This is a genomic window from Paraburkholderia aromaticivorans, from assembly GCF_002278075.1.
GTDB lineage: Bacteria > Pseudomonadota > Gammaproteobacteria > Burkholderiales > Burkholderiaceae > Paraburkholderia > Paraburkholderia aromaticivorans.
In genome coordinates, this window is sequence record NZ_CP022989.1 from 3548627 (window position 1) to 3573691 (window position 25065).

General features: G+C 64.1%; 23 protein-coding genes and 1 other RNA gene. 11 read left to right on the plus strand and 13 right to left on the minus strand.

What is annotated here, in order from left to right; translation table 11 throughout:
* Nucleotides 1-110: 110 nt before the first annotated feature.
* From CJU94_RS16000 to ffs, 8 genes are all read right to left on the minus strand, one after another.
* On the minus strand, nucleotides 111-935 hold the full coding sequence (locus tag CJU94_RS16000; protein WP_091794499.1) for an ABC transporter permease: 825 nt from the start codon (nucleotides 933-935) through the stop codon (nucleotides 111-113).
* 88 nt (nucleotides 936-1023) lie between these two features.
* Complete coding sequence (locus CJU94_RS16005; RefSeq protein WP_095419526.1) at nucleotides 1024-1836, minus strand: ABC transporter ATP-binding protein; 813 nt, start codon at nucleotides 1834-1836, stop codon at nucleotides 1024-1026.
* 110 nt (nucleotides 1837-1946) lie between these two features.
* Nucleotides 1947-2984, minus strand: a complete 1038-nt coding sequence (locus CJU94_RS16010; RefSeq protein WP_095419527.1) for an ABC transporter substrate-binding protein — start codon at nucleotides 2982-2984, stop codon at nucleotides 1947-1949.
* A gap of 70 nt (nucleotides 2985-3054) precedes the next feature.
* Nucleotides 3055-4296, minus strand: a complete 1242-nt coding sequence (locus CJU94_RS16015) for a CaiB/BaiF CoA transferase family protein (RefSeq protein WP_095419528.1) — start codon at nucleotides 4294-4296, stop codon at nucleotides 3055-3057.
* Nucleotides 4297-4350: 54 nt separating this feature from the next.
* Complete coding sequence (gene recR, locus CJU94_RS16020) at nucleotides 4351-4947, minus strand: recombination mediator RecR (RefSeq protein WP_011488245.1); 597 nt, start codon at nucleotides 4945-4947, stop codon at nucleotides 4351-4353.
* Between the two features lie 299 nt (nucleotides 4948-5246).
* Nucleotides 5247-5573: a YbaB/EbfC family nucleoid-associated protein gene (locus tag CJU94_RS16025; protein ID WP_007182071.1), complete on the minus strand. Its 327-nt coding sequence runs from the start codon at nucleotides 5571-5573 to the stop codon at nucleotides 5247-5249.
* A 67-nt stretch (nucleotides 5574-5640) separates the two neighbouring features.
* Nucleotides 5641-8403 (minus strand): DNA polymerase III subunit gamma/tau, encoded by a 2763-nt coding sequence (locus CJU94_RS16030; RefSeq protein ID WP_095419529.1) that lies wholly within the window; start codon nucleotides 8401-8403, stop codon nucleotides 5641-5643.
* A gap of 240 nt (nucleotides 8404-8643) precedes the next feature.
* Nucleotides 8644-8742, minus strand: an RNA gene (gene ffs / locus CJU94_RS16035) — signal recognition particle sRNA small type.
* 462 nt (nucleotides 8743-9204) lie between these two features.
* Between ffs and trxA the strand changes: the two genes are divergently transcribed.
* Both trxA and rho read left to right on the plus strand, forming a co-directional pair.
* The gene (trxA, locus tag CJU94_RS16040; RefSeq protein ID WP_006048864.1) at nucleotides 9205-9531 is read left to right on the plus strand and encodes a thioredoxin TrxA; all 327 of its coding nucleotides are present in this window, start codon (nucleotides 9205-9207) and stop codon (nucleotides 9529-9531) included.
* 237 nt (nucleotides 9532-9768) lie between these two features.
* On the plus strand, nucleotides 9769-11037 hold the full coding sequence (rho, locus tag CJU94_RS16045; RefSeq protein ID WP_006048863.1) for a transcription termination factor Rho: 1269 nt from the start codon (nucleotides 9769-9771) through the stop codon (nucleotides 11035-11037).
* Between the two features lie 12 nt (nucleotides 11038-11049).
* On the opposite strand, the gene CJU94_RS40895 is transcribed toward rho, so the two are convergent.
* Entirely contained in the window at nucleotides 11050-11205 is a 156-nt protein-coding gene (locus CJU94_RS40895) for a hypothetical protein (protein ID WP_157763756.1), read from the minus strand.
* A gap of 59 nt (nucleotides 11206-11264) precedes the next feature.
* Here CJU94_RS40895 and CJU94_RS16050 point away from each other — a divergent pair, with 59 nt between their 5' ends.
* The 6 genes from CJU94_RS16050 to CJU94_RS16075 all read left to right on the plus strand — a co-directional run bounded on the left by CJU94_RS16050 (nucleotide 11265) and on the right by CJU94_RS16075 (nucleotide 18152).
* The gene (locus CJU94_RS16050) at nucleotides 11265-11801 is read left to right on the plus strand and encodes a MerR family transcriptional regulator (protein ID WP_095419530.1); all 537 of its coding nucleotides are present in this window, start codon (nucleotides 11265-11267) and stop codon (nucleotides 11799-11801) included.
* Nucleotides 11798-13354 carry an MFS transporter gene (locus CJU94_RS16055; RefSeq protein ID WP_095419531.1) on the plus strand — a complete coding sequence of 519 codons (1557 nt, stop codon included), beginning with the start codon at nucleotides 11798-11800 and terminating at the stop codon, nucleotides 13352-13354. The genes CJU94_RS16050 and CJU94_RS16055 overlap by 4 nt, the downstream gene beginning before the upstream one ends.
* A gap of 15 nt (nucleotides 13355-13369) precedes the next feature.
* Entirely contained in the window at nucleotides 13370-14203 is an 834-nt protein-coding gene (locus tag CJU94_RS16060) for a M90 family metallopeptidase (protein WP_095420394.1), read from the plus strand.
* A gap of 248 nt (nucleotides 14204-14451) precedes the next feature.
* Nucleotides 14452-14718 carry a type B 50S ribosomal protein L31 gene (locus CJU94_RS16065; protein WP_007182076.1) on the plus strand — a complete coding sequence of 89 codons (267 nt, stop codon included), beginning with the start codon at nucleotides 14452-14454 and terminating at the stop codon, nucleotides 14716-14718.
* Between the two features lie 294 nt (nucleotides 14719-15012).
* Nucleotides 15013-16770: an ArnT family glycosyltransferase gene (locus CJU94_RS16070; protein ID WP_095419532.1), complete on the plus strand. Its 1758-nt coding sequence runs from the start codon at nucleotides 15013-15015 to the stop codon at nucleotides 16768-16770.
* A gap of 2 nt (nucleotides 16771-16772) precedes the next feature.
* Entirely contained in the window at nucleotides 16773-18152 is a 1380-nt protein-coding gene (locus CJU94_RS16075; RefSeq protein ID WP_095419533.1) for an MATE family efflux transporter, read from the plus strand.
* Nucleotides 18153-18345: 193 nt separating this feature from the next.
* Here CJU94_RS16075 and CJU94_RS16080 read toward each other — a convergent pair whose 3' ends face one another.
* Nucleotides 18346-18789 (minus strand): carboxymuconolactone decarboxylase family protein, encoded by a 444-nt coding sequence (locus tag CJU94_RS16080; protein ID WP_095419534.1) that lies wholly within the window; start codon nucleotides 18787-18789, stop codon nucleotides 18346-18348.
* Complete coding sequence (locus tag CJU94_RS16085) at nucleotides 18741-19235, minus strand: MerR family transcriptional regulator (protein WP_095419535.1); 495 nt, start codon at nucleotides 19233-19235, stop codon at nucleotides 18741-18743. The genes CJU94_RS16080 and CJU94_RS16085 overlap by 49 nt, the downstream gene beginning before the upstream one ends.
* Before the next feature lie 319 nt (nucleotides 19236-19554).
* Between CJU94_RS16085 and CJU94_RS16090 the strand changes: the two genes are divergently transcribed.
* Nucleotides 19555-20139, plus strand: a complete 585-nt coding sequence (locus tag CJU94_RS16090) for a ComEA family DNA-binding protein (RefSeq protein ID WP_095419536.1) — start codon at nucleotides 19555-19557, stop codon at nucleotides 20137-20139.
* A 196-nt stretch (nucleotides 20140-20335) separates the two neighbouring features.
* Nucleotides 20336-20764 (plus strand): YidB family protein, encoded by a 429-nt coding sequence (locus tag CJU94_RS16095; protein ID WP_095419537.1) that lies wholly within the window; start codon nucleotides 20336-20338, stop codon nucleotides 20762-20764.
* A gap of 160 nt (nucleotides 20765-20924) precedes the next feature.
* Here CJU94_RS16095 and clpB read toward each other — a convergent pair whose 3' ends face one another.
* Together clpB and CJU94_RS16105 are read right to left on the minus strand one after the other, a co-directional pair.
* A complete protein-coding gene (gene clpB, locus CJU94_RS16100) occupies nucleotides 20925-23522 on the minus strand; it encodes an ATP-dependent chaperone ClpB (RefSeq protein ID WP_095419538.1) in 2598 nt (865 codons plus the stop codon).
* A gap of 118 nt (nucleotides 23523-23640) precedes the next feature.
* A complete protein-coding gene (locus CJU94_RS16105) occupies nucleotides 23641-24141 on the minus strand; it encodes an Rrf2 family transcriptional regulator (RefSeq protein WP_095419539.1) in 501 nt (166 codons plus the stop codon).
* Nucleotides 24142-24443: 302 nt separating this feature from the next.
* Here CJU94_RS16105 and CJU94_RS16110 point away from each other — a divergent pair, with 302 nt between their 5' ends.
* Entirely contained in the window at nucleotides 24444-24989 is a 546-nt protein-coding gene (locus CJU94_RS16110) for a group III truncated hemoglobin (RefSeq protein WP_095419540.1), read from the plus strand.
* The last annotated feature ends 76 nt before the right edge of the window (nucleotides 24990-25065 follow it).

Sequence of the window (25065 nt, forward strand, 5' to 3'; positions counted from 1 at the left end):
CTCCGCCGGCCGGCAAAGCTCTGGCGGCCAGAAAAAACGGCGCGCGGTTTTTTTAGCCCGCGCGCCGTTCCCGTGAACACCTTGCGCCAAACAACCTCGCGCTCGCGGATCTACAGCTTTTCCGTGTCGCCCGTCTTGGGCTGCCACTTCATCAAGCGCCGCTCGCCCATGCCGACGATGGCATCCAGAACCAGCGCGAACGCGGTCAGCACCAGGATCCCCGCAAACACGGTATTGATATCGAAGGTGCCTTCGGCCTGCAGAATCAGATAGCCGACGCCACGCGCCGAGCCAAGATACTCCCCCACCACCGAACCGACGAACGCCAGCCCCACCGACGTATGCAGGCTGGAAAACACCCAGCTCATCGCGCTCGGCAAGTAGACGAAGCGCAGCAACTGCTTGCGGTTCGCGCCGAGCATGCGCGCGTTGGCGAGCACGACCGGACTGACTTCCTTCACGCCCTGATAGACGTTGAAGAACACGATAAAGAACACCAGCGTGACGCCGAGCGCCACCTTCGACCAGATACCCAGCCCGAACCACACACCGAAGATCGGCGCGAGAATCACGCGCGGCATCGAATTGGCGGCTTTGATGTACGGATCGAACAGCGCGCTCGCGAGCGGCGACAGCGCGAGCCACAGGCCCACGCCGAGCCCGAGCGCGGTGCCGAGCGTAAATGCGAGCACGGTTTCGACCAGCGTGATCCACAGGTGCAGATAGATCTCGCCGCCCGTGAACCATTCCCAGATTCGCTGCAGCACTTTCTGCGGCTCGCCGAAGAAAAACGCCGCCTTGTTCGGGTCGTCGAAATAGAACGCCGGCAGCAGCGTCGGACTGGTCAGCACGTACCAGAGCACGAAGCACAGCACGAGCAGCAGCCATTGCCAGATCACCAGATTCGCCCGGTTCGGGCGCAACGTCTTCCACATGACTCGATTTGCCTTGGACGATTGATGGACGCCAACTCACGACGCCGATACGTAACGCAATGAAGTGACGCGCTTGAACGCCAGCGACTCAAACAGCAGTGAGTTGCTGTTGATAGCCTTTGAGCACCTCATCGCGCAGGACGCTCCAGATCTGCGCATGCAATTCGACAAAGCGCGGATGCGAGCGGATTTCGGCAACATCGCGCGGCCGCGGCAGATCGATCGTGAATTCGCCGATCGGATGGGTGCCGGGCCCGGCGGACAGCACCACCACGCGGTCGGACATCGCGATCGCTTCGTCGAGATCGTGCGTGATGAACAACACGGCTTTGCGTTTGGCGGCCCACAGGTCGAGCAACTCGTTTTCCATCAACTGGCGTGTCTGGATATCGAGCGCGGAAAACGGCTCGTCCATCAGGATGATGTCCGGATCGAGAATCAGCGTCTGCGCCATCGCGACGCGCTTGCGCATGCCGCCCGATAACTGATGCGGATAACGGTCGCCGAAGCCGCCGAGGCCGACGCGCTTGAGCCACTCGTCGGCTTTGACGCGTGCTTCGGCGGGCGGCACCCCATGGAAAGCGAGGCCCGCCAGGACGTTGTCGATGGCCGAACGCCACGGCATCAGCGCGTCGGCCTGGAACATGTAGCCGGCGCGCCGGTTGATGCCGAGGAGCGGCTCGCCGAATACGCTGACGGTTCCCGACGACGGCCCCAGCAGACCCGCGCCGACATTGAGCAGCGTGGATTTACCGCAGCCAGTCGGGCCGACCACCGAGACGAACTCGCCCGGCGCGATGCGCAAGGTGGTGTCTTTCACCGCCGTGTAACGTTGCGCGCGGTTATCGCGTGCAGCGAACGTGCAGGTGATGTTTTCGAGCGCCAGTGCGGCAACTGTCATCGTTCAGCTCGCTTCGAAGATCGGATTCGGTTGGTGATCGCGTCATGGCATGCGGGCGTCGTGGCCGACACGGCGCGCATCGCCTCGCGGCCAGCGCGCCCAGGCCCGGCTCAGGCCTTGACGGTGCTCAGCGCTTTCTTGACGAAGTCGTTGGTCCACGTCTTCGACAGATCGATCGGCTTGCCCTGCACGTTCGGGTCGAATGCCTGCAACGTCTTCAGCGAGGTCGCAGGGCCGTCCGCCGGCATCAGGCCGTCGGGCGACATGGCTTCTTTCACGTGCTGCCACGCGTCCAGGTACACCGCCCGGTCGCCGAGCAGATAGCCTTCCGGCACCGTGTTGATCAATTCGCTGCCGGTCGCCGTCTGCAGCCACTTGAGCGCGCGCACCATCGCGTTGGTCAGCGCCTGCGTGGTATTGGGATTCTTCGTGATGAAGCTTTGTGACGCGTACAGGCAGCCCGCCGGCATGTCGCCGCCGAAGACGCTGCGCGTATCGGCAAGCGTACGCGTGTCCGACACGACGCGAATCTCGCCGGTGCGTTCGAGCTTGGTCATCACCGGGTCGAGATTGGCGATGGCGTCGATCTGCCCGGACTGCAACGCGGCGATGGCGCCGGCGCCCGCGCCCACGCCGATGAACGCGACGTCTTTCGCGCTCAGGCCGGCTTTCGCCAGCACGAAGCTCGCCATGATCGAGGTCGACGAACCCGGCGCGGTGACGCCGATTTTCTTGCCCTTCAGATCGGCAATCGACTTGTAGTTCGGCATGGTCTTCTTCGAGACCGCGAGCACGATCTGCGGCGCGCGTCCCTGCAGCACGAATTCGCGGAACATCTGCTTTTGCGCCTGCAGCAGCAAGGTGTGCTCGAATGCGCCCGACACCACGTCCGCGCTGCCGCCAACCGCCGCCTTCAGCGCCTGCGAGCCGCCGGCGAAGTCGGAAATCTCGACCTCGAGCCCTTCGTCCTTGAAGTAGTTGCGGCGCTCCGCGATGGTGAGCGGCAAGTAGTAGAACAGGTTCTTGCCGCCGACCGCGATCGCCACCCTGGTGGTTTCAGGTTTGCCCTGCGCGAACGCGAGCGGCGTGGCGGCGAGCGTGGCGCCCGCGAGTGCGGCGGTGCCGGCGAGAAAGCTTCTGCGTTGCATGGTCTCGAGTCTCCAAACTTTTGTTGTCCGCCTTTTTAGCGGCTTTTCTGTTTTGCCGCGGCGTGCACGCTCACACTATTTGTTGCGCGTGCAACCTTGCAATGTGGTCTGCATCATAACCTAGTGATTGAAGGACTTCATCGGTATGTTCACCCAGTTCCGGGCCCAGCCAGCGCGTCTCGCCCGGCGTGGCCGAGAGCTTCGGCGTGACCGACGGCAGCGTGATCTCCCGGCCGTCCTGCCACTTGAAACGCTGGATCATCTGGCGCGCCATGAACTGCGGATCGGTGAACATGTCCGCCACGCTGTAGATGCGGCCCACCGGCACGTCGGCCGCATTCAGCACGGCCAGCGCTTCGTCGATGGTGCGCGTGGCGAGCCACGCGGCGATCGCGCCGTCGATTTCCTGGGTGCGCGGCACGCGGCCGTCGTTGTGCGCGAGCGCCGGGTCGTTAGCGAGATCCTCGCGCTCGATCGCCACCATCAGGCGCTTGAAGATCGGATCGCTATTGCCGCCGATCACGATGCTGCCGTCGCGGCACGGATACGTATTGGACGGCACGATGCCCGGCAGCGACGCGCCGGTGCGCTCGCGCACCATGCCGTACACGCCGTATTCGGGCACCACGCTTTCCATCATGTTGAAGACGGCCTCGTACAGCGCGACGTCGACTACCTGCCCCTTGCCGCCGTTCACCTGCTTGTGATGCAGCGCCATCAGCGCGCCGATCACGCCGTGCAGCGCGGCAATGGAATCGCCGATCGAAATGCCGATGCGCGGCGGCGGCAGATCCGGATAGCCGGTGATATGCCGCAAGCCGCCCATCGATTCGGCGATCGCGCCGAAGCCCGGCCGGTCGCGATACGGCCCGGTCTGACCGTAGCCGGACAGGCGCACCATGACGAGTCCGGGGTTTTCCGCGGACAGCACGTCATAGCCGAGGCCGAGCTTTTCCAGCAAACCCGGCCGGAAATTTTCGACGACGATATCCGCTTCTTTCGCGAGGCGCCGCACGATCTCCTTGCCCTCTTCGGTCTTCAGATTGATCGTGACGGATTTCTTGTTGCGTGCCTGCACGGCCCACCAGAGCGATGTGCCGCCGACTTCCGGATAGAGCTTGCGCCATTTGCGCAGCGGGTCGCCGCCTTTGGGATCCTCGATCTTGATGACGTCGGCGCCAAACTCGCCGAGAAAGCGCGCGGCGAACGGACCGGCGATCAGCGTGCCGAGTTCCAGTACCTTGACGCCGGCGAGCGGGCCGGTTTTATCTTCAGGCGCGGCGCTCGCGCCTGATTCGGGGGTGGCGCTCATGTGTCTCCTTTGTTCTGGTCCTGACGCGCGCCGCGCGGCGGCGGGCGCGGTGCGCTACATCGAGCGGCGGTCGAGCATGGCGCGGGCGATCGTGCCGGCGTCGACATACTCGAGTTCGCCGCCCACCGGCACGCCGCGCGCGAGGCGCGTGACGGCGAGGCCGCGCGCCTTGAGCGTCTGCCCGAGGTAATGCGCGGTCGCCTCGCCTTCGTTGGTGAAATTGGTGGCGAGCACGACTTCCTTGACGACGCCGTCCGACGCTCGCCTGACCAGCCGGTCGAAATGAATTTCCTTCGGGCCGATACCGTCGAGCGGACTCAGGCGCCCCATCAAGACGAAATATAGGCCGCGATAGGTCATGGTCTGCTCGAGCATGATCTGGTCGGCCGGTGTTTCGACGACGCACAGCAACGTGGGATCGCGCTCCTCGTCGAGGCAGACCTCGCAGATCTGCGCTTCGGTGAAGGTGTTGCACTTCTCGCAGTGCTGCAGATGCTCAGTGGCGAAGAGCAGCGAGCGGCCGAGTTTTTCGGCGCCGTCGCGGTCGTGCTGCATCAGGTGGTACGCCATGCGTTGCGCGGACTTCGGTCCCACACCGGGCAGCGCGCGCAGCGCTTCGACGAGCGCCGACAAGGCGGAAGGTTGTTTCATGGGGTTCGGCGTCGAAGTGGGTAGTGCCCGGCTCTACGGGTGGCGATACGGTTGATTCGATCGGTTTCCGTCGTTCCGGCGACGGCCCGGGCAGATGCGCGCGATGCGCAGCGCCAGTGAGCCATGGCCAGGCGGGGTAAACCGGAACGCGCGCAGCGAACGCAACGCTGACAGCCGGCACGGGCCGCGCGCTCCGTGGTGCCGCTGACCGTGGCGTTGACCGTGCCAACGGCAGCGGCGGCGACAGCAGCCGTGCCAGCAGAAGCCGCGGCGCGAACCACGCGTTGCGGCAGCGGGCTTTAGAACGGCAGCTTGAAGCCCGGCGGCAACGGCAGGCCCGAGGTCATGCCGCCCATCTTTTCCTGGGCGGTGGCTTCAGCCTTGCGCACGGCGTCGTTGAACGCAGCGGCGACGAGGTCTTCCAGCATGTCCTTGTCGTCGGCGAGCAGGCTCGGGTCGATCGACACGCGGCGCACGTCGTTCTTGCAGGTCATCGTCACCTTCACGAGACCGGCGCCCGACTGCCCCTCGACTTCGATCAGCGCGAGTTGCTCCTGCATCTTCTTCATGTTTTCCTGCATCTGCTGGGCTTGCTTCATCAGCCCGGCGAGTTGGCCTTTCATCATGGACATGCTCCTTCTTGATAGCGTGAAATTCGGAAATCGGGCGCGTTAGGGCTTCTCGCGCGGCGAATCAGTGGACCGACGGCGCGCCGTTCGAACCGGCGTCCGGCGTGATCGGGCGGATCGAGCCGGGCACGATGCTCGCGCCGAACTCGCGGATCAACGACTGCACGAACGGATCGGCGCCGATCTCGCGCTCCGCCTCCTGCTGGCGCTGCGCGCGCAGGGCGGCATCGTGCGCGGCGGCCGTGCGGCGCGCCGGACCGACTTCGACCAGCACGTCGACCGTCTGACCGAGCCGCTCAGCGAGCGCGGCTTTCAGTTTAGCGACCTGCGAGGCTTCCGCGTACTGCGGCACCGGCACGTTCAGCTTGAGCGTGTTGCCTTCGAGCGCCATCAGTTCGCTGTTGAACGCGAGCTGATACGAAATGCCCTTGAGCGGCAGGTCGACGGCGAGCGCCGGCCAGTCGCCCTTGAAGCCCAGCGGATCGAGCGGCACGGCGGGCGGCAGCGGACGTTGATCGACCACCGGCGCCGGCGTGGACGCCGCACTCACGCGGACATCGTCCGGGCCACTGTCGAACACGGGCATGTAGCCGTCGTCCGGCAGGCCGTAATAGCCTTCGTCGGCGGCCGTGAGCGGCATGTATTCGTCGGGCGGCGGCATGTCGTCCCACGGCGGCGCCGACGAGCCGTTCTGCTCCGCGCCGTTGCGCGGTGCCGGCGACGAAGACGCTGACGCGCGCGCCGCTGGCGTAGCTGGCGCGGTGTCCTGCTGCGGCGCACGGCGCGGTGCGCCCGGTGTCGGCACGGCAACGACGACGCGCGGGGCGGCCGGTTTCGGCGCGGCCGGCGCGGCCGGCTTCGCGGCAGCTGCCGCGGTGGCACGGCCACGGTCCGAGGACACTTTCAGACCGGCGCTGCGCAGGACGTCGAGAGCGGCGCTCGCGCCGCCCGCGCGACGAGGCGCGGGATCGATTGCCGGCGGTGGCTCTTGCGACGCCGCCGCAGCAGCGGCTTGCTCCGTGCGCGCAAGCGCGGCGGCTGCCGGTGCGCTCAGCGAAGACGCGGGCGCTTCATCATTAGAAGCCGCGGTTGCACTGCCTTCGTCCGAAGCGGGATCGTTGAGGCCAGCGGCTGTGGTGGTTTCATTAGATGCGCCGCTGAAATTGGCGGTTTCGGAGCCTTCGTTCGACGCCGGACTGTTCAGTGCAGCGGCTAGGGAGACCTCGTTCGGGTGCGGGGCGGCAGGTGCGTCGTCCCACGGCGCCAACGCGGCTGCGGGAGCAGCCGCCGCCGACGTCGGTGCCGACTTCGATTCGTCGACAACCGGTGCCGACCCGGCGCTGACTGCCGGTTCCACGACCGCCGATTGCTCTATCGCCGCGCCTCGAACAGGGTTCACCGACGCAACCTGAATGCCCTCTACGCCATCAACCGCAGACTGCCCTTCAACCGTGCCGTTGGCTTGCGCCGCACCACGCGGAGCGGATTCGACCGATGCACCAACCGCGGCGCTCTTGTCGGACGGCGCAGCGTCGCGAGCCCGTGTCTCACGAGCCGGCTCGGCAGCGCTCCCATGCGCCTCGCGCGAAAGCCCCGGCACGGCAGCGCTCGAAGCCGCGATTGCCGGCGAACCCGCCGCGCCCTGTTGCGCGGCGACGGCCGGCGCGCCGGTGCGTCTCGTCCCACCCGCCCCGGCCGGGCCCGGCGCTCGGGCACCGACGGCGCCACCGCCACCGCCCGTAGGCGCCGGTTCGAACGCCAGCATGCGCAGCAGCGTCATGGTGAAGCCGGCGTATTCATCCGGCGCGAGACCCAGTTCGCTTCGACCGATCGTGGCGATCTGATAAAACAGTTGCACCTGCTCGGCGCTCAGCGCTTCAGCAAAGCGGCGCAGATCACCCGCCTCGGGCCACTCGTCCAGCACCGACGAAGGCGCGAACTGCGCCCACGCGATCCGATGCAGCAGACTCGCCAGATCCTGCAGCGCCGTGGAAAACGACAGGCTGCGCAACGCCATCTCGTCGGCCACCGACAGCACCGCGGCGCCGTCACCGTCAGCGAGGGCATCGAGCAGGCGGATCAGGTAGCTCTGGTCGAGCGCGCCGAGCATGCCACGCACCGCTTCTTCATTGACCTGATTGGCCGAATAGGCAATCGCCTGATCGGTCAGCGAGAGCGCGTCGCGCATCGAGCCGTCGGCCGCGCGCGCGAGCAGGCGTAGCGCCTGGGCGTCGTACGGCACCTGTTCTTCGCCGAGAATGTGCTCGAGATGCGAAACGATATGACCGGCGGGCATCTGCTTCAGATTGAATTGCAGACAGCGCGACAGCACCGTGACCGGAATCTTTTGCGGATCCGTCGTGGCGAGAATGAATTTGACGTGCGCGGGCGGCTCTTCCAGCGTCTTCAGCATCGCATTGAAGGCGTGGTTGGTCAGCATGTGCACTTCGTCGATCATGTAGACCTTGAAGCGCGCATCCACCGGCGCATACACGGCGCGCTCCAGCAGCGCCGCCATTTCGTCGACACCGCGATTACTCGCCGCATCCATTTCCACATAATCGACAAAGCGCCCTTCGTCGATCTCGCGGCACGCGCGGCACACGCCGCACGGCGTGGAAGTCACGCCGGTTTCGCAATTCAGCGCCTTGGCGAAGATGCGCGACAGCGTGGTCTTGCCGACGCCGCGTGTGCCGGTAAACAGATAGGCATGGTGCAGACGGCCGCCGTCGAGCGCGTGCGTGAGCGCGCGCACCACGTGCTCCTGTCCGACGAGCGAAGCGAAATCCTTCGGCCGCCATTTGCGTGCGAGAACTTGATAGGTCATCCGGAAATTGTATCAGTAACAATGCCGCTCAAAACCGATTCGCGACGGCTCGCGAACGCGCGCCGCCACTTCATTGAAACTGACTAACGGGTCGATAGAAAAAAATAGACGAGGCGCGCGAAGGAACACCAATGGGCGTGACCGCATGCGGCTGTACTCAGGGTAAAACAGGAGATGGGATGCGTTGCGCAAGAACCCGCGCGGAACAAACGCGAAAACAGCGAAAAACAGAAAAAGGAAGGTGACGAGCCTGACCCTCGGCACTGGTGGAAAACGGCTGTGGCTGCTTCGTTCCCGACCTGACCAGGTTGACCGCACCTCCATGCGAGGAGGCCCGTCACGAAACATTCTATCACCGCTTGACCCGTCGTGCGACTGTTAATACGACCAAAGCGCCAACGGCGCGCTGAATCGCGACCTTCGCACAATATAGGCAACCCGGGCCAACGCCCAGGCAATCTCGCGGCGGCCGCCGGCAAAGCCACTTGAGTTTGGCTGCCGAGCCACCAGATAGATGGCGTCGTGGTTGATGAAACACGGTGGCACTTCATCGGCAGCCGTTGGCCCCACTGCCCCTGATGAGTACTATCGCCCCCGGCAACGCATAGCGAATTAAGCTAAACTGCCGTACGGATGACCCGCGAGAGCGAGCCTTCCACATATTCCGTAACAGGTTTTCACCTTTTCCGGCACATGTCGGAAGGCTTCGATTGCGGCAAAGCGAACGAAAGTTTCCTTAGGTTTTGACGTATCGTGGCGAGCAATTCAGGCGGGCCTCGAACCGATAGAGGTATTCATACAATGAGCGAACAAATCAAGCATATTAGCGACGCATCGTTCGAACAGGACGTCGTGAAATCCGATAAACCCGTGCTGCTCGATTTCTGGGCTGAATGGTGCGGTCCGTGCAAGATGATCGCGCCGATCCTCGACGAAGTCGCGAAGGATTACGCCGATCGCCTGCAAATCGCCAAGATCAACGTCGACGAACATCAATCGACGCCGGTCAAGTTCGGCGTGCGCGGCATCCCCACGCTGATCCTGTTCAAGAACGGCGCTGTCGCCGCGCAGAAAGTCGGCGCGTTGTCGAAGTCGCAACTCACCGCGTTCCTCGACGGCAACCTGTAAAAGCGGCTGCATCGGCGCGTCCGGGGTCCACCAGGCCCGCGGGCACGTCGTGTTGAGCGTGTTGTCAGCCGGCAACACGCTCAACAAGAAAGATGCCATACCGTCGCACTGGCGGAAATTGGCGTGTGCTATGCTAGAATCCGCAAAACGTCGAAAAGACGTGTAAGTCCTTGAGCGGTTCCGCTCACTCTCCTCCCAGATTTCATTTCGTCGCACCTTCTCCTGCGGGTTCTCCGTATGCATTTATCCGAGCTTAAGACTCTGCACGTGTCCGAATTGATCGAGATGGCCAATGGCCTCGAGATCGAAAGTGCGAACCGCCTGCGCAAGCAGGAATTGATGTTCGCCATTCTAAAAAAACGAGCCAAAACGGGCGACACGATCTTCGGCGACGGCACGCTCGAAGTGCTGCCGGACGGCTTCGGCTTCCTGCGTTCGCCGGAAACCTCGTACCTCGCCAGCACGGATGACATTTACATCAGCCCGTCGCAAATCCGCCGCTTCAACCTGCATACGGGCGACACGATCGAAGGCGAGGTGCGCACGCCGAAAGACGGCGAACGCTATTTCGCGCTGGTGAAGGTGGACAAGGTCAACGGCCAGCCGCCGGAAGCCTCGAAGCACAAGATCATGTTCGAAAACCTGACGCCGCTGCACCCGAACAAGGTGCTGCTGCTCGAACGTGAAATGCGTGGCGAGGAAAACGTCACGGGCCGCATCATCGACATGATCGCGCCGATCGGCAAAGGCCAGCGCGGCCTGCTGGTCGCCTCGCCGAAGTCGGGCAAGACCGTGATGCTTCAGCACATCGCCCACGCGATCAAGCAGAACCATCCGGATGTCGTGCTGTTCGTGCTGCTGATCGACGAACGCCCGGAAGAAGTGACCGAAATGCAGCGCTCGGTGGCGGGCGAAGTGATCGCCTCCACCTTCGACGAACCGGCTGCGCGTCACGTGCAGGTCGCCGAAATGGTGATCGAAAAAGCCAAGCGCCTCGTCGAAATGAAGAACGACGTGGTGATTCTGCTCGACTCGATCACGCGTCTCGCGCGCGCATACAACACCGTCGTGCCGGCCTCGGGCAAGGTGCTGACGGGTGGTGTCGACGCCAACGCGCTGCAACGTCCGAAGCGCTTCTTCGGCGCCGCGCGCAATATCGAGGAAGGCGGCTCGCTGACCATCATCGGCACGGCGCTGATCGAAACCGGCAGCCGCATGGACGACGTGATCTACGAAGAATTCAAGGGCACCGGCAACATGGAAGTGCACCTCGAGCGCCGCCTCGCTGAAAAGCGCGTCTATCCGTCGATCAACCTGAATAAGTCCGGCACGCGCCGCGAAGAACTGCTGATCAAGCCCGAAGTGCTGCAAAAGATCTGGGTGCTGCGCAAGTTCATTCACGACATGGACGAAGTCGAGTCGATGGAATTCCTGCTCGACAAGATCCGCCAGACGAAGAGCAACTCCGAGTTCTTCGACATGATGCGCCGTGGTGGTGGCAGCTAAGACTTTGGGCTGCTAGAGCCGCGTTAGCGGCAGCATCTGCACCGCATAAGAAAAAAGCCGCTCGTTACCAACGAGCGGCTTTTTTTCGTCCTTGTGTTTTTGCCCCTCTCCCGTGGCAGATTCACCCGCCCAGCTTTCCACCATCAACGCAGCGAGGGACTCCAACATGTACGTGAACGTACACGTTGAAGTACAATACCCGCAGTCCGTCATATCTGTCACACATCATGTCGAAGGACTCGCCCGCTCTGCTGACGGTGCGCGACGCCGCCGAACGCCTCGGCGTCACACCGCGCACGCTGAAATACTACGAAGAACGTGGCCTCGTCGCGCCCACGCGCAGCGAAGGCCGCTACCGGCTCTACGACGAGGAAGACCTGAAGCGCTTCGGCCGCATTCTGCGTTTGCGCTCGCTCGGCTTCTCGCTGCACAGCATTACGGAGATGCTCAAGCAGCCGCTCGAACCGGTCGACGGCCGCCAACGCTACTCGGTCGAATCGCTGCGGCAGATTCACGACGCCATCGCGCAACAGGTGGATGCGCTCGACGCGCGCATCGAAAGCATGCGCCGCGAACTGAAGGAAGCGCAGAAGCTGCGCGCCGAACTGAGCCCCGACCTCGACTACCTGCAGCGGCGCCTCGCCGGAGAAAATGCTGACGCTTTGCTCGAGCAGCGCCGCAGCGCACGCGCCAAGGCAGGCGGCACACCGCTCGCGAGGCGCGGCAAAACCCCGGACGACGCCGCGCCGGGCGAATCCTCATGAGCACGGCGTCGGCTCGGGCGTCGCTGTTCAGCGCGGAAAAACTGCGCGGCGATTTCTTCCCCTGGGTGCTGGCCGTCGTCACCGGGCTCGACTATTTCGACAACTCGATCTTCTCGTTCTTTGCCAGCTATATCGCGGGCGGCGTCAACGCGTCGCCCGACGAACTGGTCTGGGCGTCGAGCGCCTACGCGGTCGCGGCGGTGCTGGGCATCCTGCAGCAGCAATGGTGGGTCGAACGCTTCGGCTACCGGCGCTACGTGACCGCCTGCATGGTGTTCTATTGCGCCGGCGCGGTGGCCGCGGCGCTGTGCGAATCGTCGATCGAACTGGCGTTCGCGCGCGGCTTTCAAGGCTACTTCGTCGGCCCGATGATGGGCACCTGCCGCATCCTGATCCAGATGAGTTTCAAGCCGCAGCAGCGGCCCGCTGCCACCCGCGCGTTTCTCGTGCTGATCGTCCTGAGCAGTGCGCTCGCGCCGCTGATCGGCGGCCAGCTGGTCGCGTATTTCGGCTGGCGCGCGCTGTTCGCGTGCACCGCGCCCGTGGGCGCACTGTTCGCCGTGCTGGCCGCGCTCGCGCTGCCCGACTCCGGCAACCGTCTGCCCGACGAACGCGGCGCCGCGCATTTCTGGCCGTACCTCATCTTTGCGTTCGCCCAGGGCGCGCTGCAAATCGTGATGCAGCAGGTGCGCTTCCAGTTGTTCAGCGCATCGCCCGGACTGATCCTGCTGACGGTCGCCGGCATCGCCGCGCTCGGCTGGTTCGCCTATCATCAGTGGCATCATCCGGCACCGCTCGTGCGCCTCCATGCGCTGCGCGAGAAGGTGTTCCGGGCCGGACTCGTGCTCTACATGTTCTACTACTACATCTCGACCGTATTCAGCTATCTGATCTCGCGCTTTCTCGAAAGCGGTCTTGGCTACCCGGTAGAAAACACCGGACAGCTGGTCGGCGTGACGTCGCTGATTTCCGCGAGCGCGCTGTTCATCTATCTGCGCTATGCGAAACTGCTGCCGCGCAAGAAGTGGATCATCGTGCCCGGCTTCGCGGTGGCCGCGTTCGCGGCAGCGTGGATGACGAGCATGTCGCCGGGGGTCGGCGAGGCGGCGTTGATGGTGCCGCTGTTGCTGCGCGGTCTGCTGCTGCTGTTCATCGTGCTGCCGGTGGCGAATCTGACCTTCAGAATCTTCGCCATCGAAGAGTTCACGCACGGCTACCGGCTGAAAAACATCGTGCGGCAGGTGACGATTTCGTTCGCGACGGCCTCCATGATCATCGTCGAGCAGCATCGGCAGGCGCTGCATCAAAGCCGGCTCGCGGAGTTCGTGAATCCGTACAATCCGTGGTTCCAGCACTCGCTCGCGGCGTTGACGCGGGGCTTTGCCGCCGCCGGACGCCCGCCGTCCGAGGCGCACGCGCTGGCGCTCGTGGAACTCAGCCGCACGGTCGCCCAACAGGCCAGCTTTCTGGCCTCGCTGGACGGTTTCTATTTCCTGATCGGCGTGGCGGTATGCGGCGGCATCTTCGCCGCGTGGCAAACACAGATCGACTAGAGGTTGCATCAGGCCATGCTCTCGAAACTCACTCAATGGCTCGGCACACGCCGCCGCGAGCGCGCGCTGCGCGACTACGCGATCGACGACCCGCTCTGGCAAGCCACGCTCGACGGCCTGCCGTTCCTCGCGCACCTCGATGCGCCGGACCTCGCGCGTCTGCGCGAACTGACGAGCCTGTTCCTCGCGCAAAAAGAATTTTCGACCGCGCACGAACTCGAGTTGACCGACGCGATGACCGTGGCGATCGCCGCCCAGGCGTGCCTGCCGGTGCTGAATCTGAGCCTCGACCTGTATCGCGGCTGGGTCGGCGTGATCGTCTATCCGGGCGAATTCGTGATCCGCAAGACCGTCGAGGACGAAGACGGCGTGGTGCACGAGGTCGAACAGGACGCGAGCGGCGAAGCGTGGGAAGGCGGCCCGGTGGTGTTGTCGTGGGAAGACGCGCAGATGACGGACGGCACGGACGCCTACAACGTGGTGATTCACGAGTTCGCGCACAAGATCGACATGCTGAACGGCGAAGCGGACGGCCACCCGCCGCTGATGCGCCGCTGGCACGCGCCGCTCGACGCGCAGGCGTGGGCCGATGTGTTCGACCATGCCTACGACCGCTTCTGCGCGCAGGTCGACGCAGTGCCGGAGCGCCGCTGGGCGCGCTTCGAGCGCGATTCGCTGATCGATCCGTACGCGGCGGACCATCCATCGGAATTTTTTGCCGTTTGCAGCGAGGCGCTGTTCGTCAGGCCGCAGGCGTTCGAAGCCGAATATCCGGAGTTGTACCGGCTGCTGGCGCGCTATTACCGCCAGGATCCGGCGCGAGTCGGCGTGACCTTCACGAAGGGCTGACATCCGCTGACGCGCCACGCCCGCCAGACAAGCTGCGCCGCCCCGTCCGCGCGCGCACCGGGATCCAGCCGCCAAACGGCGAGAACGGTGCCCGTAGCTCGCAAAAGGCTGGCACAAAAGTCGTCAAGCGACTGATTTTCTGGCATAATCGCCGTTTTTCGACCATAGGCAAGTGGCTCGCGCCTAGATGCGGTCCGTTCAAATACGGTCGCACGCGGGTTGGCTACCGCCAGATTAAAGGAAAGACCATGAAAGAAGGCATTCACCCGGATTACCGCGAAGTTCTGTTCATCGACGTGTCGAACGACTTCAAGTTTGTGACGCGCTCGACCATCCAGACGCGTGAAACCGCCGAATTCGAAGGCAAGACCTACCCGCTCGCCAAGATCGAAGTGTCGTCGGAATCGCATCCGTTCTACACCGGCCAGCAAAAGATCATGGACACGGCAGGCCGCGTCGAGAAGTTCCGCAACAAGTTCGGCTCGCGCGCTACCGGCAAGGTCGCAGCGAAGTAATAGCCGCCTCGTCGCCAGTTCGGCCAGTTCGGCTGGCAGCGAAGCAGGAGCAAAAAGGGCAGCGCGAGCTGCCCTTTTTTGTCGCCTTGCCGATCTATCGACAATGGCCGCCGCAAGCGAGCGCGGCACACCGTCGAATCGTGTTACCGCTCTCCGAACCACGTTGCGAGCCGTTACCGGCCGTGACGCGCATCGCACGGCACGACTACAATGCCGGATGCTCCAATCTGGCTATTCCAGCCGGACATGCCGTCCGGTCCCGGCTGCACCGCTTATCCGATATCCACACACCGCATGAGACCTGCCGTTCGCCTCACTGCCTCAGCGACCAGTGCGTTGCCGCGCTGGCTGCTGCTGACCATCTGTATCGTCTACGCATCGTTCGGGCTGTTCGGCCGCGATCCGTGGAAGAACGAGGACGCAGCGGGGTTCGGCGTCATGTGGACCATGGCGAACGGCAGCGCGCACGACTGGCTTCTGCCTAATCTGGTCGGCAAATACCTCACTGAAGACGGCCCGCTCGGCTACTGGTTCGGGGCCAGTGCGATCCGCGCGCTCGCCCCGTGGGTCGACGCGAGCAACGCGTCGCGCGTCTTTACCGGGCTGCTGTTTTGCGCGGGCTGCGCGTTCGTCTGGTATGCCGCTTATCTGCTTGGCCGGCGCGCCGAAGTTCAGCCATTCAAATACGCATTCGGCGGCGAGCCGGAACCGCGCGACTATGGCCGCACCCTCGCCGACGGCGCGCTGCTGATCCTGCTCGCCTGCTTCGGGCTCGCCGAGCGCGGCCACGAAACCACGCCGCAGCTCGCGCAGTTCTGCGGCATCGCGATGCTCGTGTACGGGCTCGTGCGCATGATCGACAAGCCGATTCAGGGCGCGCTGATCTGGGGTCTCGCCATCGCTTTCGTCACTCTCGCCAGCAGTCCGGTGCTGGTCGGCGCGCTGCTGCTCGGCACGCTGGCGATGACCCTGATCGTGCGCGAGACGCGCTCGCGCTGGCTGCTGCTCGCGGGTTTGCCGGTGGCGCTCGTGGTGTCGGCGGCATGGCCGGTCGCCGCGCTCGCGACCTTCCCCGACGACGCCGTCTGGTACCTCAATCAATGGGTGCACGTCAGCTTGAGCTCGTTCGCCGGGCCGCCGGGTTCGGTCGCCGGCTACGCGCTGAAAAACCTGCCGCTCTTCACCTGGCCGGCCTGGCCGCTGGCACTCTGGGCGTGGTTCAGCTGGTCGGGGCTGCGGCGCGCGCCGCACGTGGCGATTCCGCTTTCGGTGATCGGGCCGCTGTTCGTGCTGGTGGTCCTGCAAAGCCACCAATCCAACCGGCTTTACATGCTGTTGCTGCCGCCGCTCGCGGTGCTGGCCGCATTTGCGCTGCCCACGCTCAAACGCGGCGCGATCAACGCGATCGACTGGTTCGCGCTCCTGAGCTTCACGATTCTCGGCAGCTTCGTGTGGCTGGTCTACATTGCGGGGCTGACCGGCTTCCCGCATCCGCTCGCGCGCAACCTCGCGCGTCTCGCGCCGGGCTTCGCGCCGCAGTTCAAGATCCTGTCGTTCGTCTGCGCGGTCGCCGTGACGGTCTGCTGGTTCGTGCTGGTGCAATGGCGCCTCGCCCGTCATCCGAAAGTCTTGTGGCGCAGCGTGGTGCTCTCGAGCGCCGGCACCACCTTGATGTGGGTGCTCCTCATGACGCTGTGGCTGCCCGTCGTCAACTACAGCCGGACCTATAAGGACGTGGCCGAACAGATCTCCGCCCACCTGCCGGACGACTACACCTGCATCTCGCCGGTGCGCCTCGGCAATGCGCAGATCGCGACCTTCGCCTATTTCGGCGACATGCATTTCGCCTTCGACCAGGATTGCGACGTGATCCTGCGCCAGGACACACAGGATTACGGCGAACCGAGCGCGATGTCCGACTTCGTCTGGAAGCTGGTGTGGGAAGGCCGCCGCGTGGCCGACCGCGACGAACGCTTCCGTCTGTACGTGCGTATCGACCGTCCGAAACCGCCGGTCATCAAACGCCGCAACTGGCACAAGAAGCCCGGCTGAACATGCTCGCCGACGTACGGAAAATCGCCGGCCTCGCATGGCCCGTGTTGATCGGCCAACTGGCGATCATCGCGTTCGGCGTGATCGACACGGCGATGGTCGGCCGCTACTCCGCGGTCGATCTGGCCGCGCTCGGTCTTGGCTCGTCGATCTACATTTCCGTCTACATCGGCCTGACCGGCATTCTGACCGCGCTGCAGCCGATCACCGCGCAACTCTACGGCGCGCGCCGCTACAGCGAAATCGGCGAGGAAGTTCGTCAGGCCCTGTGGCTCGCGCTGGCGCTGACCGTGATCGGCTTCCTGATCCTGTTCTTCCCCGGTCCCGTGCTGCATCTGGCGCGCGTGCCCGAAGCGCTGCACGACCGCACGGTCGCCTACCTGCGGATTCTGGCTTTCGGCTTGCCGGCCGGCCTCGCTTTTCGCGTCTACAGTTCGGTCACCAACGCCGTCGGCAAACCGCGGCTCGTGATGATCCTGCAAATCGGCGCGCTGCTGCTCAAGGTGCCGCTCAATACGTGGTTCATCTTCGGCGGGCTCGGTGTGCCGGCGCTGGGCGGCCCCGGTTGTGCGCTCGCCAGCACCACGATCAACTGGGGGCTCGCCATGCTCGGCATGGTGTTGCTGACGAGGGTCGACGTATTCCAGCCGTTCGCGATCTTCGCGCGCTTCTGCTGGCCGGTCTGGCGGCGCCAGGCGGCGCAACTGCGGCTGGGCATTCCAATGGGCCTGTCCTACCTGATCGAAGTCACCTCGTACACGTTCATGGCGCTCTTCATCGCGCGCTTCGGCACGACGACGCTCGCCGGTCACCAGATCGCCGGCAATATCGGCGCGGTGCTGTATATGACGCCGCTGTCGATCGGCATTGCTTCGTCGACGCTGGTCGCGCAGGCGCTCGGCGCGCATCGCCCGGAAGCGGCGCGCACGCTCTCGCGTCACGGCATCATGATGGCCGTGGCGATCGCCTGCTGTTACGCCGCGATCGTGCTGGCGCTGCGGCCTTTCATCATCGAAGGCTACACGCCGAATGCGCAGGTGGTGGCGGCGGCCTTGCCGCTGGTATTGATCGTCGCGTGCTATCACCTGTTCGACGCCTTGCAGATCACCACCGCGTTCGTGCTGCGCGCGTACAAGGTGGCGGTCGTGCCGACCGTGATCTACGCAGTGGCGCTGTGGGGCGTGGGGCTCGGCGGCGGCTATATGCTCGGCTTCAACGTGAGCGGCGTGACCCCGGAATGGCTGACTGGCGCGCGCGGCTTCTGGGTGGCGAATACCGCGAGTCTGGCGATTGCCGGCATCGGCCTGTTGATGTACTGGCGGGTGGTGAGCAAGCGGTATTTGCATGCCGATCCGGCGCTTCGGGTCGATTCGACGGCTTGAGAAAGCGGTGGGAGGCCGCAGGATTGCCGGGCCAGTGTCGCTGCGAAACGGTGGGATTGCGGTCGACCGCGAAAGCGCTGTTGGGCAGGCAATCAATCATCGACCGTTAGTTGCGTCATAATTCACAAAAAAGCGGCCACGCAAAGCGCGCCGCCTGCCCCACTGTCGGCACCGCGCCGCGCGGCGTGCGATCTCAACCGGCGTGGGCCTCCAGCCTCTGCTCCGACTTCACAGATTGCGCGTCGCCAGACGCCCGATCATGCCGCTCGAAAATCTCATGGGCGGCAAACAGCGCATTCAATGCCGCCGGGAAGCCCGCATAGAGCGCCATTTGCATGAACACCTCGACGATCTCCTCGCGCGAGCAGCCGACGTTCAACGCCGCCTCGATATGCACCTTCAGCTGCGGCTGCGCGCAGCCGAGCGTGGCGAGCGACGCAATCGTCGCGATCTCTCGCGCGCGCAGATCGAGTTGCGGGCGGCTGTAAATATCGCCGAAGCCGAATTCGATCAGCAGTCGGCCAAATTCCGGCGCGATCGGCGCGAGGGCGGCAATCACCTGCTCGCCGGCCGAGCCGTCGATTTCCTTCAGTTTGTCCCAGCCTCGGGTGTAGCGGTCGGTGTGTGCGTGGTCCATGGTGAGTCCTTTTGCGAATGTGAATGCGCCTGGGTTTCGTCGGTCTGTCGTGTCGAATGATCCGCGGCGCCTGCGCGCCCGGCCGCCTCGTAGTGCGCGATCTTGTCGACGATCGCGCCGAGATTGACCTGCAACTCGGCGATTCGCGCCAAAACCGCATCCCGATGCGCCACCAGCATCTCGCGGCGCGCGTCCACGGTCGGCTGACCTTGTGCGCGCAATGCCGCGAACGCCTGCATGCCGGCGATCGGCATGCCGGTCGCCTTGAGCCGCATCAGGAACTGCAACCAGTCGAGATCGGCAGGCGAATACAGGCGATGCCCGGCCTGCGTGCGGCCGACTGCGCGAATCAATCCGGCCTGTTCGTAGTAGCGCAGCGTATGCGTCGATACGCCGGTCGTTTCGGCTACATGCCCGATGGTGAGCGCTTTAGAGATATTCGACATGACGGAACTCAGGTTAGGACTTCGAGTGCACTCTAAGTCAAGCGCGTCATGCTGTCATTTGTCTGCGCGGTCGTTTTTTATGGCGCATGGGTTTGATCGATACACTCATCGACGCCTAATAACCAGGCAAAAGGTTTAAATCTCGTCCACATTGATTTACTTGTCATCAATCGATCGGTATAAATCGTCCGCGTTCGCAAATAAGGGCGCGCAATTTGTTCTATGCTTAAGCGCAGCCCGTGCCGACAGGAGGCGCCGGCCGGGTCGTCCGGGTCGTCCCTTTGCGGCTAATTTTTTTGCCCTCAATGGAGTGCTTGCCATGCTGAAGAAGCTTTTAATGCTTTGCGTTGCTTTGGCTTTGTCGCTGTCGGCCGGATTTGCATCGGCCGTTGAAGTGAACTCCGCCGATCAGGCGGCGCTCGAATCGGTCAAAGGTATCGGCCCGGTGCATGCAAAAGCGATCATCGACGAGCGCACCAAGAATGGCCCATTCAAGGACGCCGATGATCTCGCCGCGCGCGTGAAAGGCATCGGCGCCAAATCGGTGACCAACCTCGAAGCGGCCGGCCTGACGATCAACGGCTCGTCCACGCCACCGACCGGCGCCAAGCCCGCCGCCAAGCCGGGCAGCACCGCCAGCACCAAGGCAGCGCCGGCAGCCACTACCGTGGCCACCCCGGCGGCGCCAGCCACGACGCCGGCCGCGCCAGCGGACGCTTCGGGCGCGAAAGCGTCGAAGTCGAAAAAGAAGAGCAACGCGGCGGCATCCGAGGCAGCAGCGGCTTCCGCGCCGGCCACCACGACCGCGGCGGCGCCGGCCGACGCGTCGGGCACCAAGGCCTCGAAGAAGAAAGCGAAGAAGAGCAAGGCCGCATCGGCTGCGGCGGCCTCGGGCGGTGCGTGAGCAAAACGAATACGGACCGTGTGCGAATGAAACGGAGTACGAAACAGGATTGAGCGCCGGCAGCGTAACGTCCGGGCCATGCGCGCGGGAACCCCGTTACGCCGCATCCCTCCTTCCTTCCACGGCGCCGCGCATGCGCGCGGCGTTTTCACCCGCCGACCCGTCAAGCACGTGTCGGCACTCAAGAGAGACCGTCATGAGCCTACTCGATACACTCGGTTCCCTGGTTGGAAAATCCCCCGAAGGCGGTGGCCAACAAGCCCTGGTCGCAGCCGCGCTCGAATTCGTCAATAACCAGCCGGGCGGCCTGAACGGCCTGATCGACCGTTTCAAGGAAAAAGGCCTCGGCGACGTCGTGACCTCGTGGGTCAGCAACGGCGAGAACCAGCCGATCTCGGCGGATGCGCTGCACAGCGTGCTCGGCTCGGAGAGCGTCACCAATCTCGCGGCAAAAGCCGGCGTGCAGCCGGATCAGGTCACCGGCCTGCTCTCGCAGATCCTGCCGCACGTGGTCAACGCAGCCACACCGGAAGGCGAAGTGCCGGCCGAGGGCAAGCTGAACGCCACCACCGTGCTCGGCGCACTCGGCGGCTTGTCGGCGCTGTTCGGCAAGGGCAACGCTTAAGCGCACGAGCGCACGTAAGCGGCCTCGCCTGGCCGCGGCGCCCGCACGGTCAGTCGGCGGCCCAAAAAAAACGGCAACGAAGTCACCTTCGTTGCCGTTTTTTACTTCGCCGGGAACGGCTGGACTACCGCCGTTCCGTCTTTGGCAGAGCGCGTTGCGCTTAATGCACGACGCGTTCGAACACCAGGTTGCCGCCTTCCAGTTCGACCGGAATCACGTCTTTCGGACCGAACTTGCCAGCCAGAATCAGCTTGGCGACCGGGTTCTCGATCTCCTGCTGGATGGCGCGCTTCAGCGGCCGCGCGCCGAACAGCGGATCGTAACCGACCTTGCCGACGTGCTCGAGCGCCGCGTCCGACACAACCAGTTGCATGTCGAGCTTGGCGAGCCGCTCGTGCAGACGCTGCAACTGGATCCGCGCGATCGACTGGATGTTCGAACGGTCGAGTGCGTGGAACACCACCACGTCGTCGATCCGGTTCAGGAACTCGGGGCGGAAGTGCAGTTTCACTTCTTCCCAGACCGCGTCCTTCACCGCTTCCTGCGGTTCGCCGACCATCGACTGGATCACCTGCGAACCGAGGTTCGACGTCATCACGATCACCGTGTTCTTGAAGTCCACGGTGCGGCCTTGTCCATCGGTCATCCGGCCGTCGTCGAGCACTTGCAGCAGCACGTTGAACACGTCCGGATGCGCCTTCTCGATTTCGTCGAGCAGGATCACGCTATACGGCTTGCGGCGCACGGCTTCGGTCAGATACCCGCCTTCTTCGTAGCCGACGTATCCCGGCGGCGCACCGATCAAACGCGCGACGCTGTGCTTCTCCATGAATTCGCTCATGTCGATACGGATCAGATGGTCTTCCGAATCGAACAGGAACGACGCAAGCGCCTTGCACAACTCGGTCTTGCCCACGCCGGTCGGGCCGAGGAACAGGAACGAGCCATACGGCCGGTTCGGATCCGACAGACCCGCGCGCGAGCGGCGGATCGCATCGGCCACCGCGCTGATCGCCTCGTCCTGGCCGACCACGCGCGCGTGCAGTTTCTCTTCGATCTGCAGCAGCTTTTCACGCTCACCCTGCATCATGCGCGACACGGGAATGCCGGTGGAACGCGACACGACTTCGGCGATTTCTTCCGCACCGACCTGCGTGCGCAGCAAACGCGGCCGCGTCGGATTATTCTGCTCTTTCGCCTCGGCCTGAGTGACTTCCTTCAACTGCGCTTCGAGACCGGGCAGCTTGCCGTACTGCAACTCGGCGACCTTCTCCAGCTTGCCTTCACGTTGCAGGCGCGTGATTTCCGCGCGGGTCTTTTCGATCTCTTCCTTCAGTTGCGCGCTGCCCTGCACCGCGGCTTTTTCCGCAGTCCAGATTTCTTCGAGGTCCGAATATTCGCGATCCAGCCGCTCGATTTCCTCTTCGATCAGTTGCAGGCGCTTTTGCGACGCTTCGTCTTTTTCCTTCTTGACGGCTTCGCGCTCGATCTTCAACTGGATCAAGCGACGGTCGAGCCGGTCCATCTCTTCCGGCTTCGAGTCGATTTCCATCTTGATCTTCGAAGCCGCTTCGTCGATCAGGTCGATGGCCTTGTCCGGCAGAAACCGATCCGTGATGTAGCGATGCGACAGCTCTGCCGCCGCGACGATCGCCGGATCGGTGATATCCACGCCGTGGTGCAGTTCGTACTTTTCCTGCAAGCCGCGCAGGATCGCGATGGTGGCTTCCACCGTCGGCTCGTCGACCAGCACCTTCTGGAAGCGGCGTTCGAGCGCGGCATCCTTTTCGATGTACTTGCGATATTCGTCGAGCGTGGTCGCGCCGACGCAGTGCAACTCGCCGCGCGAGAGCGCGGGCTTGAGCATGTTGCCCGCGTCCATCGCGCCTTCGGCCTTGCCCGCGCCGACCATGGTGTGAATTTCGTCGATAAAGACGATGGTCTGGCCTTCGTCTTTCGCGATGTCGTTCAGTACGGCCTTCAGCCGCTCTTCGAACTCGCCGCGATACTTGGCGCCGGCCAGCAACGCCGCCATATCCAGCGACAACACGCGCTTGCCCTTGAGGGTTTCCGGCACTTCGCCGTTGACGATGCGCTGCGCCAGACCTTCGACGATCGCGGTCTTACCCACGCCCGGTTCGCCGATCAGCACCGGGTTGTTCTTGGTGCGGCGTTGCAGGATCTGGATCGAACGACGGATTTCGTCGTCGCGGCCGATCACCGGATCGAGCTTGCCGGCCCGCGCGCGCTCGGTCAGGTCCACCGTGTACTTCTTCAGCGCTTCACGCTGGCTTTCGGCGTCCTGGCTGTGCACTTGCGAGCCGCCGCGCACCGCGGCAATCGCGCTTTCGAGCGACTTGCGCGACAAGCCGTGCTGACGCGCGAGACGTCCGGCTTCGCCTTTGTCGTCCGCGACCGCGAGCAGGAACATCTCGCTCGCGATGAACGTGTCGTTGAGTTTTTGCGCTTCCTTATCGGCCTGGTTCAGCAAGCCGGTCAGCTCGCGGCCGATCTGCACGTTGCCGTCGGTGCCCTGCACCTGCGGCAGACGCGTCATCGCGTCGCCCAGCGCCGTTTGCAGCGCCTGGACGTGCACGCCGGCACGCGAGAGCAGCGAGCGAGCCGAGCCATCCTGTTGGGCGACGAGCGCCGACAGGACGTGAACCGGTTCGATGTATTGATTGTCATGGCCGACGGCCAGACTTTGCGCATCCGCCAGGGCTTCCTGGAATTTAGTGGTGAGTTTGTCGATTCTCATCAAGAGACCTCCAATTTCGATTACCACCAAATGAGGCGTTTTATCCAGGTTTCAAGCGCTTTCTTGCATCAGGCGACGATTATTTGACGTTTGACGCAAGAGAACTGCCTCACCACTTTCAGGTAAGCGGCGCGGGACTGCCGCCGGCCGGCGCCGCCGGTACGATCGGAATCACGCCGCTCAAGCCGAGCAGCGCGGACAGCGGGCCGTGCGGCTGCGCCACCTCGCCAATGGTATGCCGGTCGAGCTCGCAGAGGAAGGCGTGGCGCGCCGCTTCGAGCGCGCCTCGCAGTCGGCATTGCGGTGAAATGACGCAACCCCGGCGCTCACCCTGCTGGTCCGGAAAGCAACCGACCAGCGCAAAGTCGCTTTCCGTCGCGCGCACGACCTCGCCGACCGTCAGCGCACTGCTTTTCGCCGCCAGCCGCAGGCCGCCATTGCGCCCGCGCACTGTTTCGACCCACCCCAGTTCGCCGAGCTGCTGCACGACCTTCATCAAGTGGTTCTTGGAGATGCCGTACGCGTCTGAAATGTCCTGGATCGTCGACAAGCCTTCGTCGCGAACGGCCAGGTATAGCAAAACGCGTAGTGAGTAATCCGTATAGTCGGTCAGTCTCATAGCTGCAGGTATCACATGAGCGCAAGCCGCGATCCGGGGGATAACCGCGTCGACGCAAGGGTTGCCGTGGGCCGTCCCTTCGCCCTAAGATGCAGGCGCTACGCATATTTTGTTGTTCTGCGCAGATAGGCGGAGTGTATGTTCCGGCAGTAATGGTAACGTTTCCTGCCTGGGGCATTCTTACGAAAAGCGGGGTATTCGCGGCCTACTTCCGTTCGTTTGGGCTCCGGTTTGAGGCCATTTCTGACATAGTGCGGCAGCGTGCCGCGACCCAACGAAGCGCCGCGTCTTCTGGAATCTGCATGAACCCGTCCTTCCCCGCCGCGCCGGCCGTCGAACGCGCCGCCCACCCTACCGAAGCGAACATCCGCGAACTGGTCTATGCCTTTTACGAGCGCGTACGTGCCGATGCGCTACTCGGCCCGGTCTTCGACGCTACGCTGGCGGGGCGTTGGGACGATCACCTGCCCAAGATGTGCACCTTCTGGGGCAGCCTCGTGCTCGGCGCGAAGCAATACCGCGGCAACGTGCAGCAGGCGCATCAGCCGCTCGAGGGCATCGAGCCGCAGCACTTCAGCCGCTGGCTGTATCTGTTTCTCGACACGGTCCAGTCGCGCTATCAGCCGGCCGCGGCGGTCCGCTTCATGGAACCGGCGCTGCGTATCGCGCAGAGTCTGCAGTTGAGCCGTTTCGGTTGGGACTACACGATTCCGGAGGAACAACAGGCGCTGCTGGAACGGGTCGCGCCCAAACGGCCTCCGCGCGATGGTGACGACGCCGGGCACGCGGCGCGCCCGGCTGGTGAGCCGTTTCCGACGCGGATCGTCGGCCGCTCGCGGGACGAATGAACTCTGCGCACGGGCTGCCGGCCGTGTTACGCCCGTCCAGCCGCCCGGCAGGCATCGCGACGAGGGCGCACCTCCG